We start from the raw sequence: 24,208 nt of genomic DNA on the forward strand, positions 1-24,208 counted from the left end.
GCGCCCGACCGTCAGCCGGGCTGGCTGTGGCCCAGGCGCTCGGAGAGCTGCCGGGCACCGTGCCGGGCCAGCTCGGCCAGCTCCCCCTGCCGCCGCTCACTCCAGCGGATCATCGGCACCGAGACGCTCAGCGCCGCGACCACCCGGCCCGCCCGGTCCCGCACGGGCGCCGCCACACAGCTCACGTCGGCGTTGGACTCCTGCCGCTCGACGGCGAAGCCGCGCTCGGCGGTCTCGGCCAGCACCCGGCGCAGCTCGACCACGTCGGTCAGCGAGTTGGCGGTCATCGCGGGCAGCTCGCCGGCCGGCAGCCGGGCGTCCAGCTCCTCGGCGGTCAGGGAGGCGAGCAGCATCTTGCCGACCGCGGTGCAGTGCGCGGGCAGCCGGCGGCCGGCGGCCGAGACCATCCGGACCGCGTGCGTGCTGTCCACCTTGGCGATGTAGATCACGTCGGTGCCCTCCAGCACCGCGACGTGCACCGTCTCGCCGCAGCTCTCGGCCACCAGCCGGGCGACCTGCTGGCCCTCGGCGGCCAGGTCGAGCTGCTCCGCGTAGCGGCTGCCCAGCTGGTAGGTGCGCACCCCGAGCCGGTACCGGCCGGGCTGCTCGGCCACCGGCACCAGGTAGGAACGCGCCGCCAGCGTGGTGACCAGCTCGTGCACCGTGGTGCGCGGCAGCTGGAGCCGGCGGGTGATCTCGGGCGCGGACAGGGTCCCGTCGCCTTCGAGGAAGAGTTCCAATATGTCCAGCGCTCGACTGACCGCCGGTACCCGTCGCCCCATGCCCGATGCCTCCCCGGCCCCGCTCCGCCCGCGCCACCGCGGGAAAAATGTTCGGCATCCCGATCGTGCGACGACATGCCGAACACCACGCTAGCCATCGGCGGGACTTCGAGCAATGCCCGCCGCCCGGCCCGGACCCGCCGGAGCCGGGCGGCGCCACCGGGTCAGCCGGACCAGCCGACGTCAGCGGGTGGTGCCCCAGTCGTCTGCGAACGTCTCGTCCGAGGCGGACTCCCGGCCGCCCACCGCGCGCAGCTTGCCGGCGACGCCCTCCGGCAGCCGGTCCCCGGCCCGGTCGACGACCGCCCCGGCGGCCCGGGCGGCCGCCTGCCGGCCGGCGAGCGCGGCGGAGTCCACGCCGTTCCTGACCGCCGGGTTGGACCTGACGCGCTCGGCCGAGGCCCGCAGCTGCTCGTACCGCTCCCGCCCGGCCTTGGCCCCCAGGACGTAGCCGACCGCCAGGCCCGCGACGAACACCAGCTTGCGCATGGGACGCTCCTCTTCTCGCTTCGGGTTGATCTTCTCCTGAGCCGCCCGACCTCCCATAACCGGGTGACCCGGATACGGATTTCGAAGCACCCCGTCACATGCGCTAATGTATGGCCCGCAGCGCGGTGTCGCTTCCACTCCGGTGGGAGCCGACTCCGAGCGGAGCAGTCCCCTGTAGCTCAATTGGCAGAGCAGCCGGCTGTTAACCGGCAGGTTACTGGTTCGAGTCCAGTCGGGGGAGCATCGCCCAGAGGGCCCCGTTCGGGGCCCTCTTCGCGTTCCCCGGCATCTCTTCCCGGCCCGTTGGGAACCGATCACCCCATGTCCGGTGTCCCCGCTTGTGGATCACCGCCCGCCCCGGGCGGCAGATCGTATGAGCAGCTATGCTGCGGCAGACGGCGCGCACAGATGTGCGCGGCACGCCGAGAAGGGGCAGTAGCTCAGCCGGTTAGAGCAACGGACTCATAATCCGTCGGCCGTGGGTTCGAGTCCCACCTGCCCCACCTTCTCGCCCGCCCCGGGAGTCCACCGCGACCTGGGCCTTTCCCGAAGCGGCCGGCTCCGCAAGCGGTCCGGGGAGCGAGTGGGACCACCTGCCGACTCCCCTGCCGGCCCGCTGCTGGCCCGGGGCGCACGAGAGACGCGTGCGCCGAGCACTTCCCCGACGGGCGTCCTGGGGCGTCGCCAAGGCCGGTGGCCGCCGCTCCCGTCCCTCGCGGCGCGCCGGCCGCGCCCTCGCCCTCCGCCCGTCACCAGGGGCCGCCCGGCACCGGAGCGTGTCCCGCCGCGAGGGCTCCGGAGCGGCCGGCGCGGTGGCCGACCCGCCGGCAGCCGGACCGTGGGGCGCCCCGTGGCGTGGGCCCCGTGCACCGGGGCGAGCCGCCCGGCGCGGGCGCCACCGCGCCGGGCGGCCGCGACCGGGCACGCGCCGGCGCCCCGACCGGACGGACACGGAACGCACACCGTATGCGACCGATCGCGACGCGTAACTTCCTGTCTGGCTTGGCAGTTGGCAGGCGGAGAACCCCAACCGGCGGTCCGCCGTGGGGACATGAGGGAACAAGGAGTTCGACGATGAACGCCAGCTCTGTGCGAAGGCTGTCCCGTTGGCTGGCCGCCGGCGCTTCCGTGGCCGCGGCCGGCGTGCTCCAGACCGGCGTGGCGCACGGCGACGAGACGCACCACAACTCGCACAACGGGCCGAGCGTCGCCCTGGTCAGCACGGGGCAGATCGACGACCCGATGGAGGACGTCCTGGAGCACACCCTCAACTTCGGCGACGGGTACGGCTGGCACTGACCGACTCACGGGGACGCCGGGAAGCCGGGAAGATGGGAAGCCGGGAGACGGGCGCGGGGCGCTACGCCGGGCCGTCCAGCGCGGCGAGCCCCCGCCGCACCGAGTCCGCCACGGCGTCGAGGTGCGCCCGCTCCCGCACCCGCCAGTCAGCCACCAGCCGGAACGAGTCCCCGGGGAACCGGGGGAAGACGTGCAGGTGGAAGTGGAAGACCTCCTGGAAGGCCGCCGCCCCGTCGGCGAGGAAGAGGTTCACCCCGGCGCAGCGGAGGTCGCTCCGGCGCAGCGCCCGGCCGAGACGGTGCGCCAGCTCCCACACCCGCGCGCCCGTCTCGGGTGGCAGGTCCTCCAGCCCGACCACGTGGGTCTTCGGCACGACCAGGAGGTGCCCCGGGGTCACGGGCTGGAGGTCGGCGAAGGCGATCAGGTGCTCGTCCTCGCAGACCACACTCGCCTCGGCCCGGCCGTGTGCGATGGCGCAGAACACACAGGCTTCGTCGTTGCCCAAGGTCGCTCCCGGTGTGGCGGATGGCCGGGCCCACCCGCGCCGTCCGGGGACGGCGCGGGGCGCGGGCCGTGGGCACGACTGTGCCGGACCGGGGCGCCGGGGCCGGGGCTCCGGCGCGCGGGTTCACGCCTTCGGCGGGCGCGGGCGGCGGCGGGTGCCGGTCAGCCCCGGCTCGCGGTGGCCCCCAGGCGCCGGGCGTAGATCAGCGAGAAGTACCGGTAGGAGGCGGAGAGCCGCAGCGGCGGCACGCAGGACCGGTTGGTCTCGTTGAAGTGGCTGACGATGTACGTGTGGCCGGCCTCGTGCAGGCGCGCCAGGATCTCGTGCAGGGTCTGCGGCAGTTCGGCGAAGCCGTGGTACTCGATCAGCACCTGGTCGACCCGCTCCAGCCGGTCCCCCAGCTCGGCGATGACCTCCGCCTCCGCGCCCTCCACGTTCAGCTTGAGCAGGGAGACGGGCTCGGCCGTGTAGGGACTGAGGCGGCGGGTGTCCACGACGAGGGGCTCGCCCCGGGTCACCGCGTTGAGGCTTCCGCTGTCGCGGCCGGTCACCGTGAAGGTCCGTCGGCCGTCCGCGTCCGCCAGCGCGGCCTGGACCGGCTCGACGTTCTGGACGCCGTTGCGCTCCAGGTTCCGGCACAACAGCCGGAATATGTCGGGATCGGGTTCGAAGACGACGATGCGCGCCTCAGGGAAGAGGGCGCGGAAGCGCAGCACGCTCAGGCCGAGCCAGCCGCCGCCGTCGATGATCCGGGCCGGCTCGGCCAGCTCGTCGACGTCGTAGATCCGGTCGCCGAACAGCAGCCGCAGGGTGTAGGCGAAGGCCCGTGGGGCCAGGTAGTCGAGTTCGTAGGGCCCCAGGCGGACGGTGCCGCTCGGCGGGCAGCCGGGGGCCAGGAGGCCCTGGACGACGGACTCCAGCTCCGCCGGGTTCAGGTCGACGGCGGGACGGGCGGGGGCGTGCGGTTCCATGGCACCTGTCTTCCCTCAGGAGAGCCCGCGGTGGGCTCTGTTGGGCGTGGCGGGCGGCCCGGGGCCCGGGCCGCCCGGGCGAACTTGGCGGGCGTTCCGCCGACGGCCCCCGGCCGTGCGGCCCGGCCGGTGCCGAGCGCCCGCCCCGGGCACGGCCGGGAGGCAGGGCGAGGGGGACCGTCAGGGAGCCGCCTCGACACGGGGGAAGAGGGGGGCGCCCTTGGTCACGACACTGCCGGCGAGCCCCTCCAGGCAGCGGTCCGCGCCCGGCACCTCCTCCGGGTCGCTGCCCAGCGAGGTGAGGATCTCCCGGCCGGCCGCCGGGAGGAAGGGGAGCACCAGGCGGGCGATCTGCCGGACCGCGCCGGCCAGGTGGTGCAGCGTGGTGGAGAGGGCCTCCTGGGCCTCGGCGCCGTCGTCCTTCGCGAGGTGCCAGGGGGCGCGTTCGTCGATATAGGCGTTGGTCCTGCGCACCAGGTCCCAGATCCGGGCCAGCGCCTCCCGGTGGTCGTAGCCGCTCATGGCGGCGACGGACCGCTGCTCGGAGTCGGCGATCTGCCGGAGCAGCCCCTCCTCCAGCTCGGTGCGGGGGCCGGACTCGGGCACCACGCCGTCCCGGTACCGGGTGGTCATGCTCGTCACCCGGCTGACCAGGTTGCCCAGCCCGTTGGCCAGGTCCGCGTTGTACCGCTCGATCAGCCGTTCCTCGCTGAAGTCCCCGTCGGTGAAGGGGGAGAAGGCCGCCAGGAGGTAGTAGCGGACCGCGCTCGCGCCGAACCGGTCGATGAGGTCGCGGGGGTCGACGGCGTTGCCCAGGGACTTGCTGATCTTCATCCCGGAGGCGGTGATGTACCCGTGGACCACGACGTCCGTCGGCAGCGGCAGCCCCGCTGACATCAGCATCGCCGGCCAGTACACGGCGTGGAACCGGGTCACGCCCTTCCCCACCACGTGCACACGGCGCTCCGCCTCGGCCCAGTAGCGCTGGTACTCGGGGGTGTCGCGGTCCCAGCCGAGGGCGTTGACGTAGTTGGTGAGGGCGTCGATCCAGACGTACATCACCTGGCTCGGGTCGTCCGGGACCGGGATGCCCCAGCCGCGGGCGCGGGCCGTCGAGCGGGAGACGCTGATGTCCTCAAGCCCGGAGCGGACGAAGCTGGTGACCTCGTTCCGCCGGGTCTCGGGGACGATCCGGATGGTGCCCTTCTCCAGCGCTTCCAGCAGCTGGTCCTGGTAGCGGGAGAGCCGGAAGAAGTAGTTGTGCTCGGAGACGCGCTCCGGCTCGGTGAGGTGGTCGGGGCACTTGCCGTCCGCCAACTCGTCCGGGGCGTAGAACTGTTCGCAGCCGACGCAGTACAGCCCCTCGTAGTCCTTCGTGTAGATGTCCCCGCGGTCGACCATGCGGCGCCAGATGGCGGCGGCGCCCCGCAGGTGGTCGGCGTCCACGCTGGTCCTGATGAACCGGGTCAGGTCGGTCCCCAGCTCGGCGGCGAGCTCCTCGAAGAAGACGACGTTGCGGTCGACCAGCTCCTGGACCGGGACCCCCTCGCGCTCCGCGACCAGCACGTTCTTCAGGCTGTTCTCGTCGGACCCGCTGAGCAGGTAGGTGTCGGTGCCCATGGAGGACATGTGCCTGGCGAAGGTGTCCGTCTGGACGTACTCCAACGCGTGCCCCAGGTGCGGGTTGGCGTTGACGTAGGGGATGGTCGTGGAGATGAAGGCGGCCTGGTTCATGGTCCTCGGGTTTCTAAGACCTGCGGGGCGTGTGATGGCTGGACGTACCCTCTCAGCATAGATCCTGAATGGCGGTCAGCCGGTTGGGTCACGGCGGCCGAACGCGACCGCCCACACCATTCGCACCCGCAACTCTACGGCCGGCGGCCGCGGGTGGCCACCGTCGCTTGACGGTCCACGGCGCGGCCGGTATCTCTTGGCGGGCGGGAGTGCGCTCGGGGCTCTCGCGCGGGGCGCGACGGGGGAGTTGGGGACCATGCGGGCACGAGCGCCTGAGGCTGCGCCGCCGACCATCGAAACCAGCTGCCACCTGGTCAGACACGGCTGGGCCGACTGGTCGGTCGCGGGCCGGGGAGAGCCGGCGCTGGCCGCGGACCTGATCCCGTTGACCCCGGCGGGAGAGGAGCGCGTGCGGACCGCCGGCGACCGGCTGCGGGCGCACCGGCCGACCCTGGTGGTCTCCTCACCGGTCACCAGGGCCCTCCAGTCCGCACATTTGCTGGCCCGCGACCTCGACCTGCGGCTCGCGGTCGAACCCGACCTGCGCGAGTGGCTGCCGGGCGGTGGCCCGGAGGCCGCCGAACAGGTGTCCTTCCGGGCGGCGCTGGCCGAGATGCTGGCGGCGGACGGCGAGTGGCCGGACGGACGCCGCCGGCCCTGGGAGCCCCTGTCGGCGGTGCGGCGCCGGGTGGTGCGGGCCCTGTCGGCGTACGCCGCCGAGAGGCTCGTGGTGGTCACCCACGGGGTGGTGATCTACGCGCTGACCGGTCAGGACGCGCCGCCCGGCGGGCTTGTCCCGGTGCCCGTCGGGGAGTTACGCGTCGACCGGCCGTCCGGGCCGCCGCTGGTGGCCAGCGGGCCGCCCACCGGGGCGCAGGCGCTCCGGCTGCGGCAGCCGGGGCCGGAGCCCGCGCCGCTGTGGGACCAGGTCCTGCTGGCCTGGGAGGTGCCCGACCGGATCGAGGTGCCGGCGCTGGACCGGGCGCTGCTCGACCTCGTGGCCGAACACCCGCCGCTGCGCAGTCGGTTCGTCCGGGACGCGAGGGGCGGCGCGGACCGGCGGGAGGTGTTGGAGCGGGGGGAGATCGCCTGCTGGGTGGTGGACCCGGGGCCGGCGGACGGCGCCGTCGGCTGGGTCTGTCGGGACGTCGGGGACCGGCTCTCCGGGGTGGAGTGGCCGCTGCTCCGGGTCACCGTGGTGCGGGGCGAGCCGGACCTGCTCTGCCTGGTGACGCACGGCCTGATCGCGCGGACGGAGGAGGCCAGGCGGCTGGGCGTCGCGTTGCTCGACCGCTACCACCGGGAGCGGGGCGACGGCGCCGGGCGCCCCGCGCCGGCCGGCCCGCTCCGCGCGGCGACGGACCCGCCGTCCTGGGCGGGTGACGCGGCGCACCACCTGGTGCCGGTCCTGGACGCGGCGCAACTCGCCGGGGTGCGAAGCCGGTTCGCGGCCGGTCCGGCGGGGCTCGCGGACATCGTGCTGGCGGCGCTGGGCCGGGTGTCGGGCGCGACGGACCCGGGCACGGGGCCCGCCGTCGCGCTCCTCGGCGGCGAGCGGTCCACCGGCGGGCCGTGGCCGCCGCACGGACCGGCGACCCGGATCGAGGTGGTCACGCTGCCGCCGGGCGCCCGGCCGGCGGAGGTGGCGCGGCTGCGCCGCGCCGCGGCCGGGCGGGCCGCCCCGGACCTCGCCGGGTGCCGGTACGTCGTCGAACTGGAGGCGGCCCCGGCGGCGTTGGCGTCGCCGGGGGCCCAGGAGCGCGCGCCGGAGCCGCGGTGGGCGGCCTGGCGCGGCTCCCGGCCCGTCCTCGCCTTCCGGGAGACGGCCGGTGGCCTGGCACTGTGGCGGCCACTGGGGGACGGCGCGGCCGGCCGGCGGTCGCCGCACCGCCTGGTGGCCGACCTGCTGCGGCGCTGGGCCACCGGCTGAGGTGCCCGGCGAACCCGCCGATCGGGGGTCAGCCGGGCGCCGGGGGTCAGCCGGGCGCGGGCAGGGCGGTCAGCTCGACGTCCCGCTCGGCACAGCTCGCCAGGAACCTCGGGTCGAGCAGTGCCGCCGTGTCGGAGACCCGGATGTCCCTGGCCCACTTCCAGCGCCGCGAGTCGGGCGAGCACAGGGTCAGCAGCTCCGGGCGGTCCTCGGCCGGGTGCGCGACGACCATGTGGGTGCCGGGCCCCAGCCCGGCGACGTGCCGGGCCAGCGCCTCGGCCTTGGTCGCCGGGTCCTGGAGGGAGAGGTGCCAGAGCGAGTCGAGGGCCATCGGCACCCCCGGCGCCGGCACCTCGTCCCGGCAGGGCAGCCCGAACTCGGCGCTGATCCGGGCCAGCAGCCCGGGGTCCAGGACCCGCACGTGGGACTCCAGATGGGTCAGGCGCACTCCCGCGGTCGTGGCGGCCCGCAGCTGGGCCCGCAGCTCGGCGGCCGCCTCCCCGAGGTCGGCCTGGGCGCGCAGCCGCGCCAGGTCGTCGGGAAAGGCGCCGTCGACCGCCCGCAGGGAGGGCGCCGCCGTGAGCGGCCCCCAGCGCAGCCCCTCCCACTCGCAGAGCAGGGCCAGGTGGGCGCCGAGCGGCAGCCCGGCCGCCAGCGCCGCGGCGATGGCCCGCGGCGCGTCGGGCGCCGGCACGATCACCGAAGCCTGGGTGACCACGCCGGCCTGGAAGCAGCGCAGGATGCCGTCGCTGACGGCCGGGCAGGCCCCGTGGTCGTCCGCCTGCACGACCAGCCGGACCCGGCCGGCGTCCGCCGACCGGGCGGGGCGGGGCATCAGAACATCCTCCCGTAGCCGCAGGTGCGGCACTGCGGGAGCGCGAACTCGCCACGGATGTTGCCGCGGTGCACGGCCAGCCGCTCCGGCGAGGACCAGGCCTCCTCGACGGTGGTGTCGGCCATGTTCCCGAACACCTTGCGGGCCAGGAAGTCCTCGCAGCACAGGATCAGTTGGCCGTGGGCGTTGATGTGCATCTCGTTCATCACCACGCCGCACGCCTTGCGTTGCCTGACCTCGATCGGGATCAGGCCGGCCCGGTTGGAGGCGTTCAGCTTGATCTGCTGGGAGGTCTTGTACCGCAGCTTGGGGTGGCTGCCGCCGGCCCGGTCCAGGATCCGCGCCACGCCGGGCGGCATCTTCTCGCCGTGCTGCGTGACGATGAAGGCGTCCACGCTGGGCAGCAGCCGGTCGAACAGTTCGGGGGTCAGGAAGTCCCCGTTGGTGTAGAGGGCGATCCTGGCCAACGGCATCGCCTCGCGGGCCAGCTCCAGGAGGTCCGGCATCCGCTGGTCGGCCAGCGGCTCACCGTAGTTGTGCGGGCTGAACTGCTGGCAGTAGTTGTTGTCGCCGAGATCGCGGACGATCTTCTCGAACAGCTCCGTGGGCATCTGCACCTCGTTCCGCCGCAGGCCCCGGTCGAAGACGCTGTTCGGGCAGTAGTCGCAACGCCGGTTGCAGTACGTGGTCGTCTCAACCTCGACGAACATCGGCTGGTGGTCGGAGAAAACCCCCATGGTGCACCTCTCCTAGGACGGGGACGGGACGGCGGGGACGTGGTAGACGTGCCAGCGGCGGCCGTTGGTCGGCTCGGTGAGCCGCACCGGCCCGGCGCCGCCGGTGGCCGTGGCGAGCAGCGCGTCGAGTCGGGCTACCGCGGGCAACCAGCGGCTGCCCTGGTCGGCGCGTGGTTGGTAGCAGGAGGCGACCAGCGTCCCGCCGGGCAGCAGCAGGCGGCGTGCGCGCGCCAAGGCGGCGGCGGGGTCGTCGAGGTAGTAGAGGACCTCGCCCGCGACGATCAGGTCGAACGCCGGGACGGCCAGGGGCAGTCGGCCCACGTCGGCGCAGAGGAAACGGTGGCGGGCGGGCGACGGCTGCGGGGGCAGGGCCTGGAGGGACCAGTCCACGCCGAGGTAGCCGCCCTGGTATCCGTCCCCGCCGAGCACCTCGCGGAGCACGCCGGCGCCGCACCCGATGTCGAGGACGCTTCCGGCCCCCGTGCGCCCGGCGAACGCGGCGAGGTGGTCGTACCGGACGGACTCGCCCCGCCCGCCCAGGTAGTCCCACCGTCCGGCGCGGTACTGGGTGTCCCACTCGGCGCGGGTGACCCGCGGCCGGGTCACGACGCTCCCCCGCCGGTGCCGTGCCAGCGCCCGGTGTCGGCGACCGCCTCGGTCAGCGCTTCGGCGGCGGCGGCGACGGCCGCGTCGATCTGGCCGGTGGTGTGCGCCGCCGAGACGAAGTTGACGTCCCGGCGCAGCAGGAAGCCGCGGCGGGCCATGCCGGCGAGCAGTTGTTCGGCCCGGCGCGCGTGGTCGGCCGGTTCCGGGGCCAGCCGGAGGCAGGGCATCGGGTCGTAGCCGACCAGCACCGGCGCCAGGCCCAGCCGGGCGGCCTCGGCGTTGACGCCGTCCCGCAGCCGCCGGCCGAGGGTGGCGATGTGCCGGTAGTAGTCGCCCCTGGCGTACTCGCGCAGGGCGACGCGCATCGCCTCCAGGGCGAGCAGTTCGCCGCCGAAGGTGGTGGAGACCCGGAGCCGGGCGAGGTCCGCCAGCACACCCGCCGGGCCGGCGACGGCGGCCAGCGGCAGCCCGGCGGCCAGTCCCTTGGAGAGGCAGACCAGGTCCGCCCGGACCCGGTGCCACTGCCCGAGACCGCCGGGGGCGAGCCGGAAGCCGGTGACGATCTCGTCGAGGACCAGGAGGGTGCCGGTGCGGTCGCAGGCCGCGCGCAGGTCGTGCAGGAACTCGGCGCGCAGGCGCCGGTGGTAGGGGGTGCTCAGCAGAACGGCGGCCAGCTCGTCGCCCTCGTCCCGCAGCGCCGCCAGGAAGCGCTGGTCGTCCGCGTCGTCGTCCAGCGTGTGCCGTTCGCCGAGCCGCGCCGCGGCGGCCGGGACGCCGGGGCTCGGGCCGCTCAGCTGGTCGTGCCAGCCGTGGTAGCCGGCCAGCAGGATCCGCTCCCGCCCGGTGTGGTGCCGCGCCAGCCGGACGGCCGCGGCGCAGGCCTCGGCCCCGGTCTTGAGGAACCGGACCATGTCCACCCCGGGGAGGGCCGCGGTGAGTTCCTCGGCGGCCGCGACCTCGCTCGGGCTGGGCAGGGACAACAGCGTGCCGCGGCCGAGACGTTCACGGAGCACGTTGTTGATGGCGGGGTGGTCGTAGCCGAGGGTGGCGGCGCCCAGGGCCATCACGAAGTCCACGTAGCCGTTGCCGTCGGCGTCCCACAGGACCGCGCCCGAGCCGCGTTCGGCGTACCCGGGGTAGGCGCCGGGGGCGAAGTTCTCCGGCCGTTTGTGGAAGGTCTGGGTGATCCCGGGGATGACCGCGGCCGCCCGGGTCAGCAGCGCGGCTGACCGGGCCAGCCGCAGCGGCCCACCGGAGGTGGGGGGCGGGGGCAACTCCTCGGCGGCGGCCCGGTGTTCGGGGGTGATCGCCTTGTACCCACCGCGTCGTTCCAGCCAGGCGCGGCCGATGTCGTCGGCGACCACCCGCGGCGTCCACAGCACGTCGTGGTCGCCGGTGGTCTGTTCGGCGATGATCCGTTCCCGGACGCGTTCGTCCGGGCAGCGGAGCGGGTCGGTCAGCGCCAGCGCCCGGGCGATGGTGGGCGCCCAGACCTCGGTGCGGTGCAGGTGGGGGCAGAGCGGAAGGTAGTGGGCGGCCCAGCTGGCGGCGGTCAGCCGCAGCAGCCCGGCGCGGGACGCGGGGACCGGCTCCACCTCCGCGGCTCGTTCGAAGGTGCCGCCGCGCGCCACGTGCGAGTTGGTCAGCACGATCTGGGTGCCGCCGTGCGTCGCCAACTCCTCGACGAGCAGGTCGAGGTCGATCGGGCCGGTGAACTCCCAGTCGTCCTCCAGGTGGACCCCGATCGGGGCGGTGGTGCGGGCCAGCAGGATGGCGAGGGCGCCCTGCAACCCCACCTGCCTGGGGAGCCGGTCGACGACGACCTCCCGCACCCGCGGGTGGGTCTCGGGCAGCGTGCGGAGGAACTCCTCGACCCGGCGGCTCTCCTCCTCGGGTATCTCGTAGGCCGGGTCGATGGTGACGAACACCCGGTAGTGGCCGGAGAAGGAGACCTGGGAGAAGAAGCTGCGGTAGGTGGTGATGATGGTGTCGCGGCCCACGGACGTGGTGGTGATGTCGACGACCCGGCCCGGGTCGGCGGGGCCCTGGCGGTGGTTCAAGGCGTGCCCTCTCATCAGTAGAACCTGCCGGCCTCGCTGACCAGGACCACCGCGCCGGTGCCGGAGCACGTCGAGCACGGTCCGGTGCGCGGCGGGGTCAGGTGCCCGAGGACCGGCAGACGGTGTCGGGCCGCGCACGTGTCGCAGACGGTGCGCAGCAGGTCGCTGTCCCACAGGGCGCGCCGGAACCTGCGGTCCGTGTGGGCCCGCAACCGCCGGTCGCTGGCTGCCAGTTCGGCCCTGAGGGCGGCGTCCTCGGGGAGCGCGTCGACGGGGTCCCGGCGGAGCGGCAGTCGGCGGGTCAGCGTCGTCGTGCGGCCGTGGGTGACGACGAGGGGGGCGCCGGACCTGAGCCAGCGCCGTTCGGCCCGGCGGCGGTGGCCACGGAGCGGGGCGGCGCCGGTGCTGGCGACCCGGACGCCCTGGGCGGCCAGCCGGCGGAGCCAGTCGGCCACTTCGGGAGGCGCCTGGCCGTCCCCCTGGTGGGTGACCCCGACCTGGACCGGGGCCAGGCGGGACGGCAACAGGAGGTGGCGGGGGTCGCGGTGGTGACCGGCGACCAGCGCGAGCAGCTTGCCGGTGAAGCCGATGTCCAGCACGGCGTCGAGGACCCCCAGGGCCCGGGCGCGCTCCTCCGACATGAGGTAGGACGTCGACAACACGGTCGGCCTGCCGTCCGGCAGACAGGTCACGGTGAGGTGGCAGGGCACCCCGTAGCCGGGGTGGGCGTCGGTGGTCACCGAGACCACGGGCAGCGCGAGGTCCGCCAGGAAGTCCTCCAGCGCGCGCTGGTGCCGGTCGAGGGTCGCGAGGGCCTCGCCGGCGGGCACCAGGTGGGTGACCTGGACCGCCGGCCAGATGTACCGCTCCCGGAAGAGCGGTTGCACCGGTCCGCGGAAGTGCCGCAGCAGCCCGCCGACCGCGACCAGCGGGCCGTCGTGCCCGGCGGCGGTGAGCGCGCGCACGCTGGCGTCCAGGTTGTCCGGGCGCAGCACCCAGGACGGCCGGTGGTCGCGGGCCGGCCGGGTGCTGTACACGTTCCGGTAGTCGGGGAAGACCTCCCGGTAGGGGCCGCGAGGCAGCAGGAAGGGGTGCTCGACGCGCTCCGGGTCGCTGAACTCGGCGAGCCGCCGCAGGTAGGCGTCGACCAGCAGCTCCACGCAGGCAAGACCGCGTTCCCGCCAGACCGTGCTGCCGCTGAAGTAGCCGCCGGGCGCGACGAGTTCGGCCTCGGTGAGGGCCCGGAGGTAGGCGGTGTCAAGCATGGCCACCGTCCCCGGGGCCACCCGTCGCCGGCACGGCGGCGGCCCGCAGGCACGGCCGGCCGTGGAAGTCGCCGACGGCGGCCGCCCAGCGCACCGGGGCGTCCGCCGGCGGGGCGACGGCCCGCGCCAGACCGGCCAGTTCCGCGGCGTCGCCGACCGCCTGGACGAGCAGCAGCCGCTGGTGCTGGGCACCGGAGGCCAGGCCCCAGCCGAGCGAGTAGACGCGGCTCATGCCCAGCCGAGGCCAGCCGCGCAGCAGCAGGTCGAAGTCGGTGCCGAAGGACCGCAACGACCAGGGTTCGCCGCGCTGTCCCGCCTCGGCGTCCCCGAGGGCCCGCACCACCTCGGTCCGGTGCGGGTAGCGGACCCGGCCGCGGCCGTCCGCGGGCACCGCCGGCACCTCGCCGACCCGTTCGAAGCGGTCCACGCGCAGGGCGCGCAGGATCGGGCCGAGCGCCGGGCAGGGCCGGTCCCCGTCAGCGGACGGCCGCATCGATGACCTCCAGGACCCGGCGCCGGGTGTCCAGGGCGCAGCGCGCTCCGAGGGGCAGGGTGGGCATCGGGTCGGTGTGTCCGAGGTGGGGGCCCAGGAGACAGGGCACGGAGCGAGCGGCGAACCGTTCCGTCAGGCGCTGTTCCAACTCCGCCTGGAAGCCGGCGCCGCCCCGGAACGAGTGCCCGAACACCAGGCCCGCCATGCGGTCGAAGACGCCGAGCATCGCGAGGTGGTCGAGGTCCCGGTCGATCAGGTCCAGTGTGGTGGCCGTGGTCTCCAGGCAGACGACGGCGCCGTCGAAGTCGGGGAGGAAACGGGTGCCGGCCAGGCAGCACAGGGTCTCCAGGTTCCCGCCGAGCAGCGGCCCCGAGGCGGTGCCGTCGCCGAGCCAGGTCCACTCCGCCGCCGGCTCCGTCAGCCGGGGCCGGTGGTCGGCCGAGCCCCAGGCCAGGAACTCCTCGGTCCACTCGGCGACCGGTTCGATCCTGCCGAGGGGACGCGGGTCGGTCAGCGCCCGCAGGAAGCCGGCCGCCGTCGGCGGCAGCACGTCCGGGTACTCCGCCAGCTCGGGCAGCACCGTCGGACCGTGGAAGGCGACCACTCCGGCGGCGCGCACCGCGCCCAGGAGGAGCGCCGTGATGTCGCTGTACCCGACGAGGATCTTGGGGTCAGCGCGCAGCGCCGCCCAGTCGACCAGCTCCAGCAGCCCGTTGCTGCGGTAGCCGCCGATGGCCGCGACGACGGCCCGCACCTCGGGGTCGCGGATCAGCCCGTTGAGCTCCGCGGCCCGTTCTTCGGCGCTCCGCGACCCGCCCCGACTCGCCGCGACCGGCCCGACGCTGACCCGGAAGCCCCTGGCTTCCAGCGCCCGCACGCCCCGGTCGAGACGTTCGGGGAACAGCACGGGTCCGGAGGGGGCGGCGATGCCCACGACATCGCCCGGGCGGAGCCGGTGTGGTCGGAGTAAAGGCCGGAACGCTTCCGCCTGCTGCACAGCTCTCCCCGCTTCAGTAAGGATCACTATCGCGAATCGCTAGGGGGCACGATAACGTGTGGAACAGGTCGGGCGGCACCCCGTAAGGCGGCGGCCCTCCCCCTGATCAAGGAGCGTGGACGTGACCGGGGCAAGCAACGCCGTGGTGGCGGGCAACCGCCTCCCCTGGCCGGAGGCGCCGCACGAACTTACCGGTGCGGTCGGCGAGTTGCTGGGTTCTCCCATCATCCGACATCAGACACAGTGGGGCGGTTTCTCTGCGGGCATAGCCAGCCGGGTGCGCTGCGCCAACGGCCGTCCGGCCTTCGTCAAGGCCGTCGAACGCACGGCTGACGAGTTCGCCACAATGCTTTACGAGCGGGAATCAGCGATTGCCGTGCGGCTGCCTGGGACGTTGCCGGCGCCCCGGTGCCTGGGCGTGGTCAGGGAGCGCGGCTGGCTCGCCCTGGTCTTCGAGGACGCGGGGGCGTCCGCGGTGGAGCTGCCCTGGGACGACCGCCGACTGGACCGCGTCACGGCGCAGCTCACCCGGCTGACCGCGCTCGCCACCCCGAGCCCGGTCTCGGGCCTGGAGCCCTGGGGTGGCGACCTCGCCGACTGGCGGAACTGGGCGGCCCTGACGGCCGACGGCTCGGCGGAGCGGCACCTGCCACCGCGGTGGCGCCACGGCGTCGCGACGTTGGCCGCCCTGGAGGCCGGACTGGAGGAGGCGAGAGCCGGCGAGACGCTGCTCCACTCCGACCTGCGGTCCGACAACATCATCATCCGCCCCGACGGCGGGGTGGTCTTCGTCGACTGGGCCCAGGCCGCGGTCGGGGCCGCCTGGATCGACCCGCTGATCTTCGCGCTCTGCGCCGCCGTGCAGGGCGCGCCGGACCCCGACCGGCTGCTGGCCGCGCACCCGGCCGGGCACGGCGCGCCGGCCGAGCTGGTCAACCGCGTGCTGGCCGCACTCGCCGGGCGCTTCGCGGTGGTCTCGACGACCCCGGGGCCGCCCGCCGTGCGGTCCTTCCAACGCCTGGAGTCCGAGGTCGTGCTGCGCTGGCTCGACCGGCGGCTGACGTAGCGGGACGCCTCAGGCCGCCGCTTGTGGGCCGTTGACCCCGCGTGTCATGCTCCGGTCGTGAATCCGCTGCTGCTGCCGGTGCTCGCCTACCAGGGGCTGCGCGTTCGGGCCGCGACCGAGGTGTTGCCGCCGGCTGACGGACCGACCAGCGGCGAGGCGCCGGCCGCCGGGGCCGGGGCCGGGGACGCCGGAGGGGACGAGGGCGGTCCGGCGCCGTTCCGGCTCGCCGTGGTGGGTGAGTCGACGGCCGCCGGCTGCGGGGTGGCGACGCACGCCGAGGGCTTCGCCGGCTGCCTGGCCCGCGAGCTGGCCGGACGCACCGGACGTCCGGTGAGCTGGGAGGTCGTCGGGCGGCACGGGGCCACGATCCGGCGCGTCCGGCACCGGCTGCTCCCCGAACTGCGCGGCACCGACCTGGACCTGGCGGTACTGCTGGCCGGCGTCAACGACGTGCTGGCGCGACGTTCCCCCACCGAGTGGGGTGAGGAACTGGCGGCCACCATCGACGAGTTGGCCGATCGGGCCGCGCGCGTCGTGGTGCCGGGCATCCCGCCGTTCCGCGCCTTCCCCTCGCTCCCGACCACGCTGGGCCGCTATCTGGCCAAGCGGGCCGGGGCACTGGACGCGACCTCCCGGCGGGTGTGCGCGGCCCGGCCGGCCGCCGCGTGGCTGGACTCGACCGGACTCGCGCCGGTCGGACCGGACTTCTTCTCCCGGGACCGCTTCCACCCGTCGGCCGCCGGCTACCGCCGGTGGGCCGGCGCGGTGGCCGCCGGGCTGCCCGACTGAGCGGCCCGGCCACCCGGGGTGCCACGGGGGCACCCCGGGGACCGGGGTCAGCCCTCCATCGCGGTGAGCACCTCGCCGAGCAGCTCCACCAGCCGCTCCTCGGAGAAGCCCATGGCGTCACCGCTGTCCCAGTCGGCCCCGCCCAGCCGGATCCTGACGTACCGCTCGCCGATCACGTACCCGGCGTCCAGGTGGGTGCCTATGCCGTTGCCGTACGCGCTGTCCTCGGTGGTGTGCACGAGGTACCCGGACTCCCCGACCGGCAGCGCGTAGAGCGGACCGAGCGTCACCTCGGTGCTCTCGGTGAACGGGTCCACCTCGTTGGCTATCACGCCGCGCAGGTCGCGGCCCAGGTCCTCGGTGGGGAGCAGCCCCTCGGGCGCGCCGCCGTAGTCGTACTGGGTCACCTCGATCCGGTAGTGCGGCAGACCGGCCTCGGCAAAGCGGGGATGCTCGGTACCGATGGCGTACGCGCACTGGGTGGAGGGGAGGGTCCCGCCGTTCGGGCTCTCGGCCTCGACGCCCAGGCTGTACCGCTCGGCCACCGACGCGACGGCGGCGCAGCTCTCCGCCCCGGAGCCGTCCGGCAGCAGCGGCTCGGTCAGCTCCGGCAGGCCGGGGTACTCGGCCAGCTCGGCCGGCGTGATGAGGGGCTCCCCCGTGGCCCCGTCGCCGGCGAGGGTCTTCACCACGTCCACCAGCTCGCCGCGGGTGGTCTCCACGGTGAGCGGCTCGCTGTCGGTGTCGGAGTGCAGGTAGACCAGACTGCCGCTGATGTGGAGGTAGAAGGTGTCGTCGCCGGAGCGGAAGGCGGCCGTGGCGCTGCCGGATGGCCCACCGGTCCAGACGTTCTGGTCGATGAACCCCTCCTCCCCGGCGGGGAACCCGGCCAGCTCGCTGAAGGTGAAGGTGGTGTCGTCGGCGAGGTTCTCCCTGGCCCGCTCGGCGGTGGCGAGGTAGGTGTCGTAGGCGGCGCCGTCGCCCCGGGTGAGGGCCACGACGGCCTGGAGGTTGTGGGAGCCGTCGGCGAGCTGCGAGGTGCCGGGGGCGCCCAGCACGCACTGGATGGTGTCGCCGGCGCTCGAACCGCCGAAGAGCGCGTAGCCGCGGGCGGCCAGCAGCTCCTCGACCGCCAGGCACATCCCCTCCTGGCCGTCCTCGTGGCGCAGCGCGCCGGCGTCGGGGAAGGGCAGCTCCGACAGCTCCGGGTGGACCGCCAGGTCGGATCCGCTGTCGCCGTCGTCACCGAGGAGCAGCACGCCGGCCGTGACCGCCCCGGCGATCAGGACCAGCGCCAGCACGAGACCCAGCAGGGCCCCGGAGCGCCGCCGGCGGGCCGGGGGCGGCGGCCCGGGGTGGGCGGCCGGGCCAGGCCGCTGGCCGGGGCCGGGCGGGTAGCCGTAGCCGGGCGGGCCGTTCGGACCGGGGCCGGCCTGGGCCGGATACCCGTGGCCCGGGTGGGCCGGGAGCGGGCCACCGGGCTGCCGCGCCGGTGGCTGCTGGTAGTTGGACATGCTTCCCCTGTACTGCTCGTGCTCACGGTCGGCCCGGCTCGCGAGAGACCGGGCCAGGCACCACTCTGTGGACGGCGCTTTCCTTCGGCTTTCGTTCGGCTCCGCCGGCCCGTCGCGCGGCCGGGGGCGCTGTCGGCGCCGGCGGCGCGCCCGGCCGCCGGGGTCAGTCGGCGCGGGCCGGGGCGGCGGGCCCGACGCTGGGGGCGGGCGGCTCCCCGGCACCCTCGTCCCGGACCGTGACGCCGAGGACCACCAGCAGCACCGCCGCCGCGACGCCGCAGGCCATCCGACGCCAGCTCGTGGTACCGGTCATTCCGCACGCACCCCCGCACGCCGCGTCAAACCCGTCGCCCACAGGACGCTTGGGCGGGGACGGCCAGTTCCGCGATTGCCAGATTGCTCACGGTTGGCGGCAGTTGATCTCGCCTTGCGGCAGATTGATCGCATGTGATCGCCTCGGCGGGCGCGGCAGCCGTGTCGGCGGCGCCCCCGGTCGGCAGCGGCGGTCCGGTCGGCGGCACGTCCGGTCGGCCGCGGCAACGGCCGTCGGGTGCGCGGCGCGCCTGGTCGGCAGCGGGCCGGCGCCGTGGGCCGACCGGGCGCGGTGGGACGTCGAGCCGCCCCACCGAACCGATCGCGGCGTATCGACGTCCCTGTCGGCGACGGCGTCTACGGCGGCGTCAGTCACGCTGTCAGTGGGCGTCGCTACGATGTGCCAGCACAGAGCAGACGGTCGAACAGCCCCGTGCCGGGGCGTCGGCCGTGCGCGGTGTGGTCGGGGATCGAGCGGTTTCGGGGGGCCGGGGATGACGGAGACTTACGGGGCGCCGGGGACGGTGCCGGTGGGCGGCGAGGCGGCCGGCGGGGCGCGCGCGCCGAGTTGGCGCCGGATCGTGGCGTGGCTGGTGGACTTCTCGCTGGTGCTCGTGGTGGCGACACTGCTCGGCACCTTCACCTTCCAGCGGATCAGCGCCATGCTCACCGACGCCCCCGGGCTCGCCGAGACCGGGGTGTGGAAGGTCGTCACCTCGGGGGGCGACCTCGGCGACGCGGGCCGCGCGTTGGGCGAGTCCCTGTGGAACCGTTCCGTCCGGGCGGTGCAGCAGGGCTTCGGGCTGCTGGTGCTGGCCGTCTTCCTCTACCAGTTCCTGGCGCTGGCCTTCGCCGGCACCACGCTCGGCAAGGGCCTGGTCGGCCTGCGGGTGGCCGGTGCGCGCGAGCCGCGGCCGGGCACGGAGGCGCCCGGCCCGTGGCGGCCGAGCCGTCGCCAGGCGGCGGTGCGGGCCGCCGTCACCACGGTCGCCGACACGGCGCTGCTCGCCCTGGCCTGCGTGCTGTTGATGGCGGGGGCCTTCCTGGCGGCCGGCTTCGTGCTGGTGCTGGCCGTCGTGGTCTATCTGGCCAACGCGATACCGGCCCTGGTGGGCCGGCGCCGCTCGTTGGCCGACCGCTTCGCGGGTACCCGGGTGCACGGTGGCCTGCTCGGGGCGACCGCGGCGGCCACCGCCCGGTACACCGCCCAGGGCGGGCGGGCCGCCTGGCAGGCCGCCCAGCGGGTCGCCGAGTCCGAGCGGACCAGGGCCGTCATCGGCCGGGGACGCCAGCTCATACCGGGCGGCCGCCCGGCCTCGGCGCCCGCCGACCCGCCCGACCCGACGAGCGCCACCGCCGTGCCCGGCGCGCCGGGCGGCGCGGGGGTCCCGGCCACCGCGTCCGCCGACCCGGCCGGTCCGAATGCCCCGGCCGGTCCGAGTGGCCTGGCCGGTCCGGGCGGTCCGGCCGGCGAGCCCGGCCGGACCGGGGTGCCGCCGGGTCAGCCCCCGGCTGCCGCGGGCTGACCGGGAGCCGGCCGGTTGCCGGTTGACCGGTCGGTCCAGGGCGGGGAGCGTCCGCCGCCGGGTCAGCCGGGTCAGCCGGGTCCGCGGGGCCGGCGGGCTTGGCGTAAGGGGGCCGGTGGACCGGCGCCGGGGCGGTCGCACACCGGGCGCGATGCGGGCAAACGATCACCTTAGCAGCGAACCTGCACAGTACGGACCGCTGTTGAACACCTTCCCCTGTCGCCTTACGGTCGGTGAGCACGAGAGGCCGCGCCACGGCAGTCCCGCCGGGTGGCCAGGGGAGGTCGAGAAGCACCATGACCGGGTCGCCGCTGGACGGGGCGCCCCCGTACGGCAGTTCGCCGCGCCGTGCGGCAGCACACCGGATGCCGCCCGGGGCGCCGCCTGGGGTCGCGACGCCCGCCTGTACCGAGCCGGACGCCGGCTGGCAGGGCCCCTGGCTCGGCCCGATCGACCCCGTTTCGGGGCGCCCCCGGCTCGGCCAGCCGCCGCCCGACCAGGCTCTCGCCCCGCCCGCCCAGGCCGTCGACGGCTGGCCCGAGCCGTGGGCCCAGCCGTGGACGGAGCCCTGGGCACAGCCCTGGACCGGGCCCTGGGACGGACCGTCGGCCGGGTCGGCGCCACGACCGGCGGCGCACCCCCCGCCCGAGGCGGCCCCCTGGGCGGACCCCGCCCCGGGCCTGGCCGCCGGGCCCGAAGGCTGGCCGGTGCCCGGGCCGGACGGCGTCGACCCGGTGCGGGCCCGGCTCCGGCTGGCCGTCGAGGACCTGCGCCTGCCCGGCGTGCTGCCGCTGGTGCTGGCCCGCCACCACCGCGGCCGGACCCGGGCCGGCCGCGCCTTCGGCCTGGCCTGGGCCTCCAACCTGGACCAGCGGCTGCTGCTCAGGGACAGCTCCGTGCGGCTGGTCACCGAGACCGGCGGCCTGCTCGACTACCCGGCGCCGGCGGCCGGTTCCGGCCCGCCCGGGCCGGCCGCGCCCCCCGCGCTGCCACTCCGCGGCCCGCGCTGGCCGCTGGTCTGGGACGGCACCCCCGGCGGGGCGATCAGCGTGCGCCGCCCCGACCTCGGTCTGACCCTGCGGTTCCGTCCGCTGGCCGGCGGCTCCGGGGCCGAGCTGCCGTTGGTGGCCGTCGTGGACAGCCGGGGCAACGCGCTGGACCTGCGGCATGACGCGCGGGGCCGACTGACCGAGGTCACTCACAGCGGCGGCTACCGACTGGGGATCGACAGCGACGCGGCCGGCCGGATCGTCGAGGTGCGGCTGCTCAGCGCCGCCGCCCGACCGGCGCTGTTGCGCTGCCGCTACGACCACGCCGGCAACCTGACGGAGGTCGAGGACGCCGCCGGCTCGGTCGAGGGCTACGTCTACGACGGGAACCGGGCGATCGTCGAGTTCCGCGACCGGGCCGGCGACGTCTTCCGGTACCGCCACGACCCGGCGGGCCGGGTCACGGCGGTGGCCGGCCCGCGCGGGTTCCGCTCCCGGCTGCTCGTCCACGAGGGTCGGCACACCACGGTCACCGACGCGTTGGGGCACCGCTGGCTCTTCGAGCGGGACCCGGCCGGCCGACTGGCCGCACTGACCGACCCGTTGGGCCAGGTGACCAGGTACGCCACCGAAGCCGACGGCCGGTCGCACGTCCGCACCGACGCCCTGGGCCGGACCACGGAGCACCGCCACGACCCGCTCGGCCACCGCACCGAGACGATCTGGCCCGACGGCACCCGCCGCACCGTGGAGTCGGACGAGCACGGCCGGCCGGTGCGGCTCACCGCGGAGGACGGCGCCCGCACCGAGCTGACCAGGGACGCGCACGGCGACGTCACGGCGGTGACCACGCCGGACGGCCGGACCGTCCGGCTGGACTACCACGCGGGCGGCGGCCTGGCCGCCGTCACCGACGCGCTGGGCGCGCGGTGGCGCTACGCCTGCGACCGGGCCGGCCTGCCGCTGACGGTCACCGACCCGGCCGGGGAGGTCACCCGGCTGACCCGGGACGAGCGGGGCGCCGTGGTGCGGATCACCGGACCACGGGGCGGGCAGCGGCGGTTGGAGCGGGACGCGGTCGGCCGGCTCGCCTCGGTCACCGAGCCGTCCGGCGCGGCGCACCGCTGGCGGCGCGACCCGCTGGGCCGGCCGCTGTCCCACACCGACCCGGCCGGCGCGACCACCGAGTGGGCGCGCGGCCCGCTGGGGGTCTGTCGCACCCTGGTCCGCCCGGACGGCGGCACGCTGAGCTACCGGCACGACGCGGAGCTGCGGCTGATCCAGGTCACCGATCCGGCCGGCCGGGAGTGGGAGTACGCGCACGACGCGGCCGGCCGGCTCACCGAGATGGCGGACGTCGGCGAGCGCCCGCTCCGGCTCCGGCACGACGCGGCGGGGCAGTGCGTGGGCTGGACCAACGGCGCCGGGCAGCGGGTCTCGCTGCGCCTGGACGCCCGGGGCCGGGTCACCGAGCGGCGCACCGAGGCCGGCCTGGACCGCTTCGGCTGGGACCCGGTGGGCCGGCTGAGCTGGGCGGAGAGCAGCGAGGCCCGGCTGACCGTGGAGCGGGACGGGGCCGGCGCGGTGCTGGCCGAGACGGTCAACGACCGTACGGTGGTGACAGAGCGGGACGCGGCGGGCCGCCCGGTGCGGCGTCGGTTGCCGTCCGGCGCCGAGACGCGCTACGCGTACGACCCGGCGGGCCGGCTGGTCGGGTTGACCGCCGAGGGGCACCGGGTGGCGCTGGAGCTGGACCCGGACGGGCGCGAGGTGGCGCGGCGGATCGACGGCGCGGAGGCGCTGCGGCAGAGCTGGGACGCGGACGGACGGCTGACCGAGCAGATCCTGCTGGCCGGCACCGCGCGCCGGCGCGGCTGGACCTACCGGGCGGACGGCGCGCTGACCGGCAGCACGGACGAGGTGACCGGTGCGGTGGCCTACCGGCGGGATGCCGCCGGGCGGCCGCTGTGGGTGCGGGAGTCGGCCGGCGAGGTCTCCTTCCACTACGACCGGTTGGGCCAGTTGGCCGGCCCGGAGCGGGAGTTCGCCGGCCCGCTGCTGGTCGCCGACGCCTCGGGGGCCGCCTGGCGGCAGGACGCGCGGGGGCGGGTGGTCTCGGTGACCAGGAAGCTGCCGTCCGGCGCGGTCGGCACCTGCCACTACACCTGGGACGCGCTGGACCGGCTGACGGACGTGGTGATGCCGGACGGCCGGCACTGGCACTACGTCCACGACCCGCTCGGCCGGCGGGTGGCCAAGCACCTGCTGGACGAGTTCGGCGAGGTGCGCGAACGTTCGCTGACGGACTGGTCGGGCGGGCTGCCGGTGGCGCGGACCGAGCCGGACGGCTCGGTGACCAGCTGGCACTGGGCGCCGGACGACCACCGGCGGCCGCTGGTGCAGACGGAGTCGGGCGGTCGCGGGTACGCGCTGGTCACCGATCCGGCGGGCACCCCGACCGAGTTGGTCGACGAGCGCGGGGACGTGGTCTGGCGGCGCCGGGCCACGCCCTGGGGCGCGCCGACCGGGCAGGGTTCGGACACCGCGCACTGCCCGCTGGGCTTCCCCGGCCAGCTCTACGACGAGGAGACCGGCCTGTTCTACGACTTCCGGCACGGCCACCGCTACTACGACCCGGCGGACGCCCGCTACCTCAGCCCGGTCGCCGACCCGGCCGCCCCGTTCACCCCGCCCCCGCGTCCCGTCTGAGGCCGGGGCGCGCGCCGGGGCCCGCGCGCCGCTGGCGCGGTGCGGGGGAGGGCGCGGCGCGGGGGAGGGCGCGGCGCGGGGGAGGGCGCGGGCGGCGGCACGGGCGGGCGGCGTGGTCAGTCGGTCCAGAGGCAGAACGGGTGGCCCGCTGGGTCCAACAGCACCCGTACGTCGTCCTGCGGCTGCCGGTCGGCCAGGGTGGCGCCGGCGGCCAGCGCGTGGGCGGTGGCCGCCGCCAGGTCGGGCACCCGGAAGTCCAGGTGCAGCATCAGCTGTTGCCGCGTCGGCGTGCTGGGCCAGACCGGCGGCACGTAGTCGGGCTCGCTCTGGAAGGACAGGGCGGTGCCGCCGCCGGGCGGCACCAGGCGCACCCAGTCCGGCTCGTCGTCCGCCGTCTCCCAGCCGAGCAGCCGCCGGTAGAAGTCGGCCAGTTCCCCGGCCACGGGCGCGTCGAGCACCACGCCGGTGAGAGTGAGGGCGCTCGGGTCGGTCGTCGTCATGCCCCTCCCCTTACCCCAGGCGGCGCGCCGGTGACCAGCGTTCCGCCGGACGGTGACCGGTCGGGGTGGGTTCCGTGGCGGCCGGGCACGGCGCGTGCGG

General features: G+C 75.7%; 21 protein-coding genes and 2 tRNA genes. 8 read left to right on the forward strand and 15 right to left on the reverse strand.

Translation table 11 applies throughout. From position 1 onward, the window contains the following. Positions 1-11: 11 nt before the first annotated feature. Both RM844_RS10985 and RM844_RS10990 read right to left on the reverse strand, forming a co-directional pair. Positions 12-782, reverse strand: a complete 771-nt coding sequence (locus tag RM844_RS10985) for an IclR family transcriptional regulator (protein WP_311666857.1) — start codon at positions 780-782, stop codon at positions 12-14. A gap of 183 nt (positions 783-965) precedes the next feature. Next, entirely contained in the window at positions 966-1,271 is a 306-nt protein-coding gene (locus tag RM844_RS10990) for a YtxH domain-containing protein (protein ID WP_311666858.1), read from the reverse strand. 168 nt (positions 1,272-1,439) lie between these two features. On the opposite strand from RM844_RS10990, the gene RM844_RS10995 reads away from it, so the two are divergent. The 3 genes from RM844_RS10995 to RM844_RS11005 all read left to right on the forward strand — a co-directional run bounded on the left by RM844_RS10995 (position 1,440) and on the right by RM844_RS11005 (position 2,570). Further along, a tRNA-Asn gene (locus RM844_RS10995) sits at positions 1,440-1,512 on the forward strand. A 188-nt stretch (positions 1,513-1,700) separates the two neighbouring features. Continuing rightward, positions 1,701-1,774: transfer RNA gene (locus RM844_RS11000), tRNA-Ile, on the forward strand. Between the two features lie 571 nt (positions 1,775-2,345). Then, positions 2,346-2,570 carry a hypothetical protein gene (locus tag RM844_RS11005; protein ID WP_311666859.1) on the forward strand — a complete coding sequence of 75 codons (225 nt, stop codon included), beginning with the start codon at positions 2,346-2,348 and terminating at the stop codon, positions 2,568-2,570. A 61-nt stretch (positions 2,571-2,631) separates the two neighbouring features. On the opposite strand, the gene RM844_RS11010 is transcribed toward RM844_RS11005, so the two are convergent. The 3 genes from RM844_RS11010 to metG all read right to left on the reverse strand — a co-directional run bounded on the left by RM844_RS11010 (position 2,632) and on the right by metG (position 5,780). Further along, positions 2,632-3,075, reverse strand: a complete 444-nt coding sequence (locus tag RM844_RS11010) for an HIT family protein (protein WP_311666860.1) — start codon at positions 3,073-3,075, stop codon at positions 2,632-2,634. Between the two features lie 161 nt (positions 3,076-3,236). Then, the gene (locus RM844_RS11015) at positions 3,237-4,046 is read right to left on the reverse strand and encodes an FkbM family methyltransferase (RefSeq protein WP_311666861.1); all 810 of its coding nucleotides are present in this window, start codon (positions 4,044-4,046) and stop codon (positions 3,237-3,239) included. Between the two features lie 180 nt (positions 4,047-4,226). Further along, positions 4,227-5,780 (reverse strand): methionine--tRNA ligase, encoded by a 1,554-nt coding sequence (gene metG, locus RM844_RS11020; RefSeq protein WP_311666862.1) that lies wholly within the window; start codon positions 5,778-5,780, stop codon positions 4,227-4,229. A gap of 256 nt (positions 5,781-6,036) precedes the next feature. Between metG and RM844_RS11025 the strand changes: the two genes are divergently transcribed. Beyond that, entirely contained in the window at positions 6,037-7,710 is a 1,674-nt protein-coding gene (locus tag RM844_RS11025; RefSeq protein WP_311666863.1) for a histidine phosphatase family protein, read from the forward strand. A gap of 46 nt (positions 7,711-7,756) precedes the next feature. Here the strand turns inward: RM844_RS11025 and RM844_RS11030 are convergent, their stop codons facing one another. Genes RM844_RS11030 through RM844_RS11060 form a run of 7 tightly spaced genes read right to left on the reverse strand, consistent with a single transcriptional unit; the run spans position 7,757 to position 14,730 of the window. After that, positions 7,757-8,545, reverse strand: coding sequence for a ChbG/HpnK family deacetylase (locus RM844_RS11030; RefSeq protein ID WP_311666864.1), 789 nt, complete (start codon positions 8,543-8,545; stop codon positions 7,757-7,759). Then, positions 8,545-9,282, reverse strand: a complete 738-nt coding sequence (locus RM844_RS11035) for a radical SAM/SPASM domain-containing protein (RefSeq protein ID WP_311666865.1) — start codon at positions 9,280-9,282, stop codon at positions 8,545-8,547. Before RM844_RS11035 ends, RM844_RS11030 begins: the two co-directional genes overlap by 1 nt. 12 nt (positions 9,283-9,294) lie before the next feature. Then, positions 9,295-9,888: a class I SAM-dependent methyltransferase gene (locus RM844_RS11040; RefSeq protein ID WP_311666866.1), complete on the reverse strand. Its 594-nt coding sequence runs from the start codon at positions 9,886-9,888 to the stop codon at positions 9,295-9,297. After that, the gene (locus RM844_RS11045; RefSeq protein WP_311666867.1) at positions 9,885-11,963 is read right to left on the reverse strand and encodes an aminotransferase class III-fold pyridoxal phosphate-dependent enzyme; all 2,079 of its coding nucleotides are present in this window, start codon (positions 11,961-11,963) and stop codon (positions 9,885-9,887) included. The genes RM844_RS11040 and RM844_RS11045 overlap by 4 nt, the downstream gene beginning before the upstream one ends. Further along, positions 11,963-13,213 carry a hypothetical protein gene (locus RM844_RS11050; RefSeq protein WP_311666868.1) on the reverse strand — a complete coding sequence of 417 codons (1,251 nt, stop codon included), beginning with the start codon at positions 13,211-13,213 and terminating at the stop codon, positions 11,963-11,965. The genes RM844_RS11045 and RM844_RS11050 overlap by 1 nt, the downstream gene beginning before the upstream one ends. Next, the gene (locus RM844_RS11055) at positions 13,206-13,706 is read right to left on the reverse strand and encodes a hypothetical protein (protein WP_311666869.1); all 501 of its coding nucleotides are present in this window, start codon (positions 13,704-13,706) and stop codon (positions 13,206-13,208) included. The genes RM844_RS11050 and RM844_RS11055 overlap by 8 nt, the downstream gene beginning before the upstream one ends. Then, positions 13,690-14,730: a S66 peptidase family protein gene (locus RM844_RS11060; protein WP_311666870.1), complete on the reverse strand. Its 1,041-nt coding sequence runs from the start codon at positions 14,728-14,730 to the stop codon at positions 13,690-13,692. The genes RM844_RS11055 and RM844_RS11060 overlap by 17 nt, the downstream gene beginning before the upstream one ends. A gap of 94 nt (positions 14,731-14,824) precedes the next feature. Between RM844_RS11060 and RM844_RS11065 the strand changes: the two genes are divergently transcribed. Together RM844_RS11065 and RM844_RS11070 are read left to right on the forward strand one after the other, a co-directional pair. Beyond that, positions 14,825-15,769: an aminoglycoside phosphotransferase family protein gene (locus RM844_RS11065; RefSeq protein ID WP_311666871.1), complete on the forward strand. Its 945-nt coding sequence runs from the start codon at positions 14,825-14,827 to the stop codon at positions 15,767-15,769. Positions 15,770-15,826: 57 nt separating this feature from the next. Then, positions 15,827-16,558, forward strand: coding sequence for an SGNH/GDSL hydrolase family protein (locus RM844_RS11070; RefSeq protein WP_311666872.1), 732 nt, complete (start codon positions 15,827-15,829; stop codon positions 16,556-16,558). A gap of 47 nt (positions 16,559-16,605) precedes the next feature. Here RM844_RS11070 and RM844_RS11075 read toward each other — a convergent pair whose 3' ends face one another. Together RM844_RS11075 and RM844_RS11080 are read right to left on the reverse strand one after the other, a co-directional pair. Further along, a complete protein-coding gene (locus RM844_RS11075) occupies positions 16,606-18,072 on the reverse strand; it encodes a hypothetical protein (protein WP_311666873.1) in 1,467 nt (488 codons plus the stop codon). A 163-nt stretch (positions 18,073-18,235) separates the two neighbouring features. Further along, positions 18,236-18,385 (reverse strand): hypothetical protein, encoded by a 150-nt coding sequence (locus RM844_RS11080; protein ID WP_311666875.1) that lies wholly within the window; start codon positions 18,383-18,385, stop codon positions 18,236-18,238. 493 nt (positions 18,386-18,878) lie between these two features. Between RM844_RS11080 and RM844_RS11085 the strand changes: the two genes are divergently transcribed. After that, entirely contained in the window at positions 18,879-19,910 is a 1,032-nt protein-coding gene (locus tag RM844_RS11085; RefSeq protein ID WP_311666876.1) for an RDD family protein, read from the forward strand. 296 nt (positions 19,911-20,206) lie between these two features. Next, positions 20,207-23,608, forward strand: a complete 3,402-nt coding sequence (locus tag RM844_RS11090) for a DUF6531 domain-containing protein (RefSeq protein WP_311666877.1) — start codon at positions 20,207-20,209, stop codon at positions 23,606-23,608. Between the two features lie 116 nt (positions 23,609-23,724). Here RM844_RS11090 and RM844_RS11095 read toward each other — a convergent pair whose 3' ends face one another. Further along, on the reverse strand, positions 23,725-24,108 hold the full coding sequence (locus tag RM844_RS11095) for a VOC family protein (RefSeq protein ID WP_311666878.1): 384 nt from the start codon (positions 24,106-24,108) through the stop codon (positions 23,725-23,727). Positions 24,109-24,208 lie beyond the last annotated feature (100 nt).

Source organism: Streptomyces chisholmiae, from assembly GCF_031845445.1.
GTDB lineage: Bacteria > Actinomycetota > Actinomycetes > Streptomycetales > Streptomycetaceae > Streptomyces > Streptomyces chisholmiae.

What these genes read in the sequence shown, in the direction of transcription:
- RM844_RS11055 (WP_311666869.1), bottom strand. Translation starts at nt 13,706, where the DNA reads ATGCGGCCGTCCGCTGACGGGGACCGGCCCTGCCCGGCGCTCGGCCCG.
- RM844_RS11090 (WP_311666877.1), top strand. Translation starts at nt 20,207, where the DNA reads ATGACCGGGTCGCCGCTGGACGGGGCGCCCCCGTACGGCAGTTCGCCG.
- RM844_RS11005 (WP_311666859.1), top strand. Translation starts at nt 2,346, where the DNA reads ATGAACGCCAGCTCTGTGCGAAGGCTGTCCCGTTGGCTGGCCGCCGGC.
- RM844_RS11015 (WP_311666861.1), bottom strand. Translation starts at nt 4,046, where the DNA reads ATGGAACCGCACGCCCCCGCCCGTCCCGCCGTCGACCTGAACCCGGCG.
- RM844_RS11095 (WP_311666878.1), bottom strand. Translation starts at nt 24,108, where the DNA reads ATGACGACGACCGACCCGAGCGCCCTCACTCTCACCGGCGTGGTGCTC.
- RM844_RS11075 (WP_311666873.1), bottom strand. Translation starts at nt 18,072, where the DNA reads ATGTCCAACTACCAGCAGCCACCGGCGCGGCAGCCCGGTGGCCCGCTC.
- RM844_RS11085 (WP_311666876.1), top strand. Translation starts at nt 18,879, where the DNA reads ATGACGGAGACTTACGGGGCGCCGGGGACGGTGCCGGTGGGCGGCGAG.
- RM844_RS11030 (WP_311666864.1), bottom strand. Translation starts at nt 8,545, where the DNA reads ATGCCCCGCCCCGCCCGGTCGGCGGACGCCGGCCGGGTCCGGCTGGTC.
- RM844_RS11035 (WP_311666865.1), bottom strand. Translation starts at nt 9,282, where the DNA reads ATGGGGGTTTTCTCCGACCACCAGCCGATGTTCGTCGAGGTTGAGACG.
- RM844_RS11045 (WP_311666867.1), bottom strand. Translation starts at nt 11,963, where the DNA reads ATGAGAGGGCACGCCTTGAACCACCGCCAGGGCCCCGCCGACCCGGGC.
- metG (WP_311666862.1), bottom strand. Translation starts at nt 5,780, where the DNA reads ATGAACCAGGCCGCCTTCATCTCCACGACCATCCCCTACGTCAACGCC.
- RM844_RS10985 (WP_311666857.1), bottom strand. Translation starts at nt 782, where the DNA reads ATGGGGCGACGGGTACCGGCGGTCAGTCGAGCGCTGGACATATTGGAA.
- RM844_RS11080 (WP_311666875.1), bottom strand. Translation starts at nt 18,385, where the DNA reads ATGACCGGTACCACGAGCTGGCGTCGGATGGCCTGCGGCGTCGCGGCG.
- RM844_RS11050 (WP_311666868.1), bottom strand. Translation starts at nt 13,213, where the DNA reads ATGCTTGACACCGCCTACCTCCGGGCCCTCACCGAGGCCGAACTCGTC.
- RM844_RS11025 (WP_311666863.1), top strand. Translation starts at nt 6,037, where the DNA reads ATGCGGGCACGAGCGCCTGAGGCTGCGCCGCCGACCATCGAAACCAGC.
- RM844_RS10990 (WP_311666858.1), bottom strand. Translation starts at nt 1,271, where the DNA reads ATGCGCAAGCTGGTGTTCGTCGCGGGCCTGGCGGTCGGCTACGTCCTG.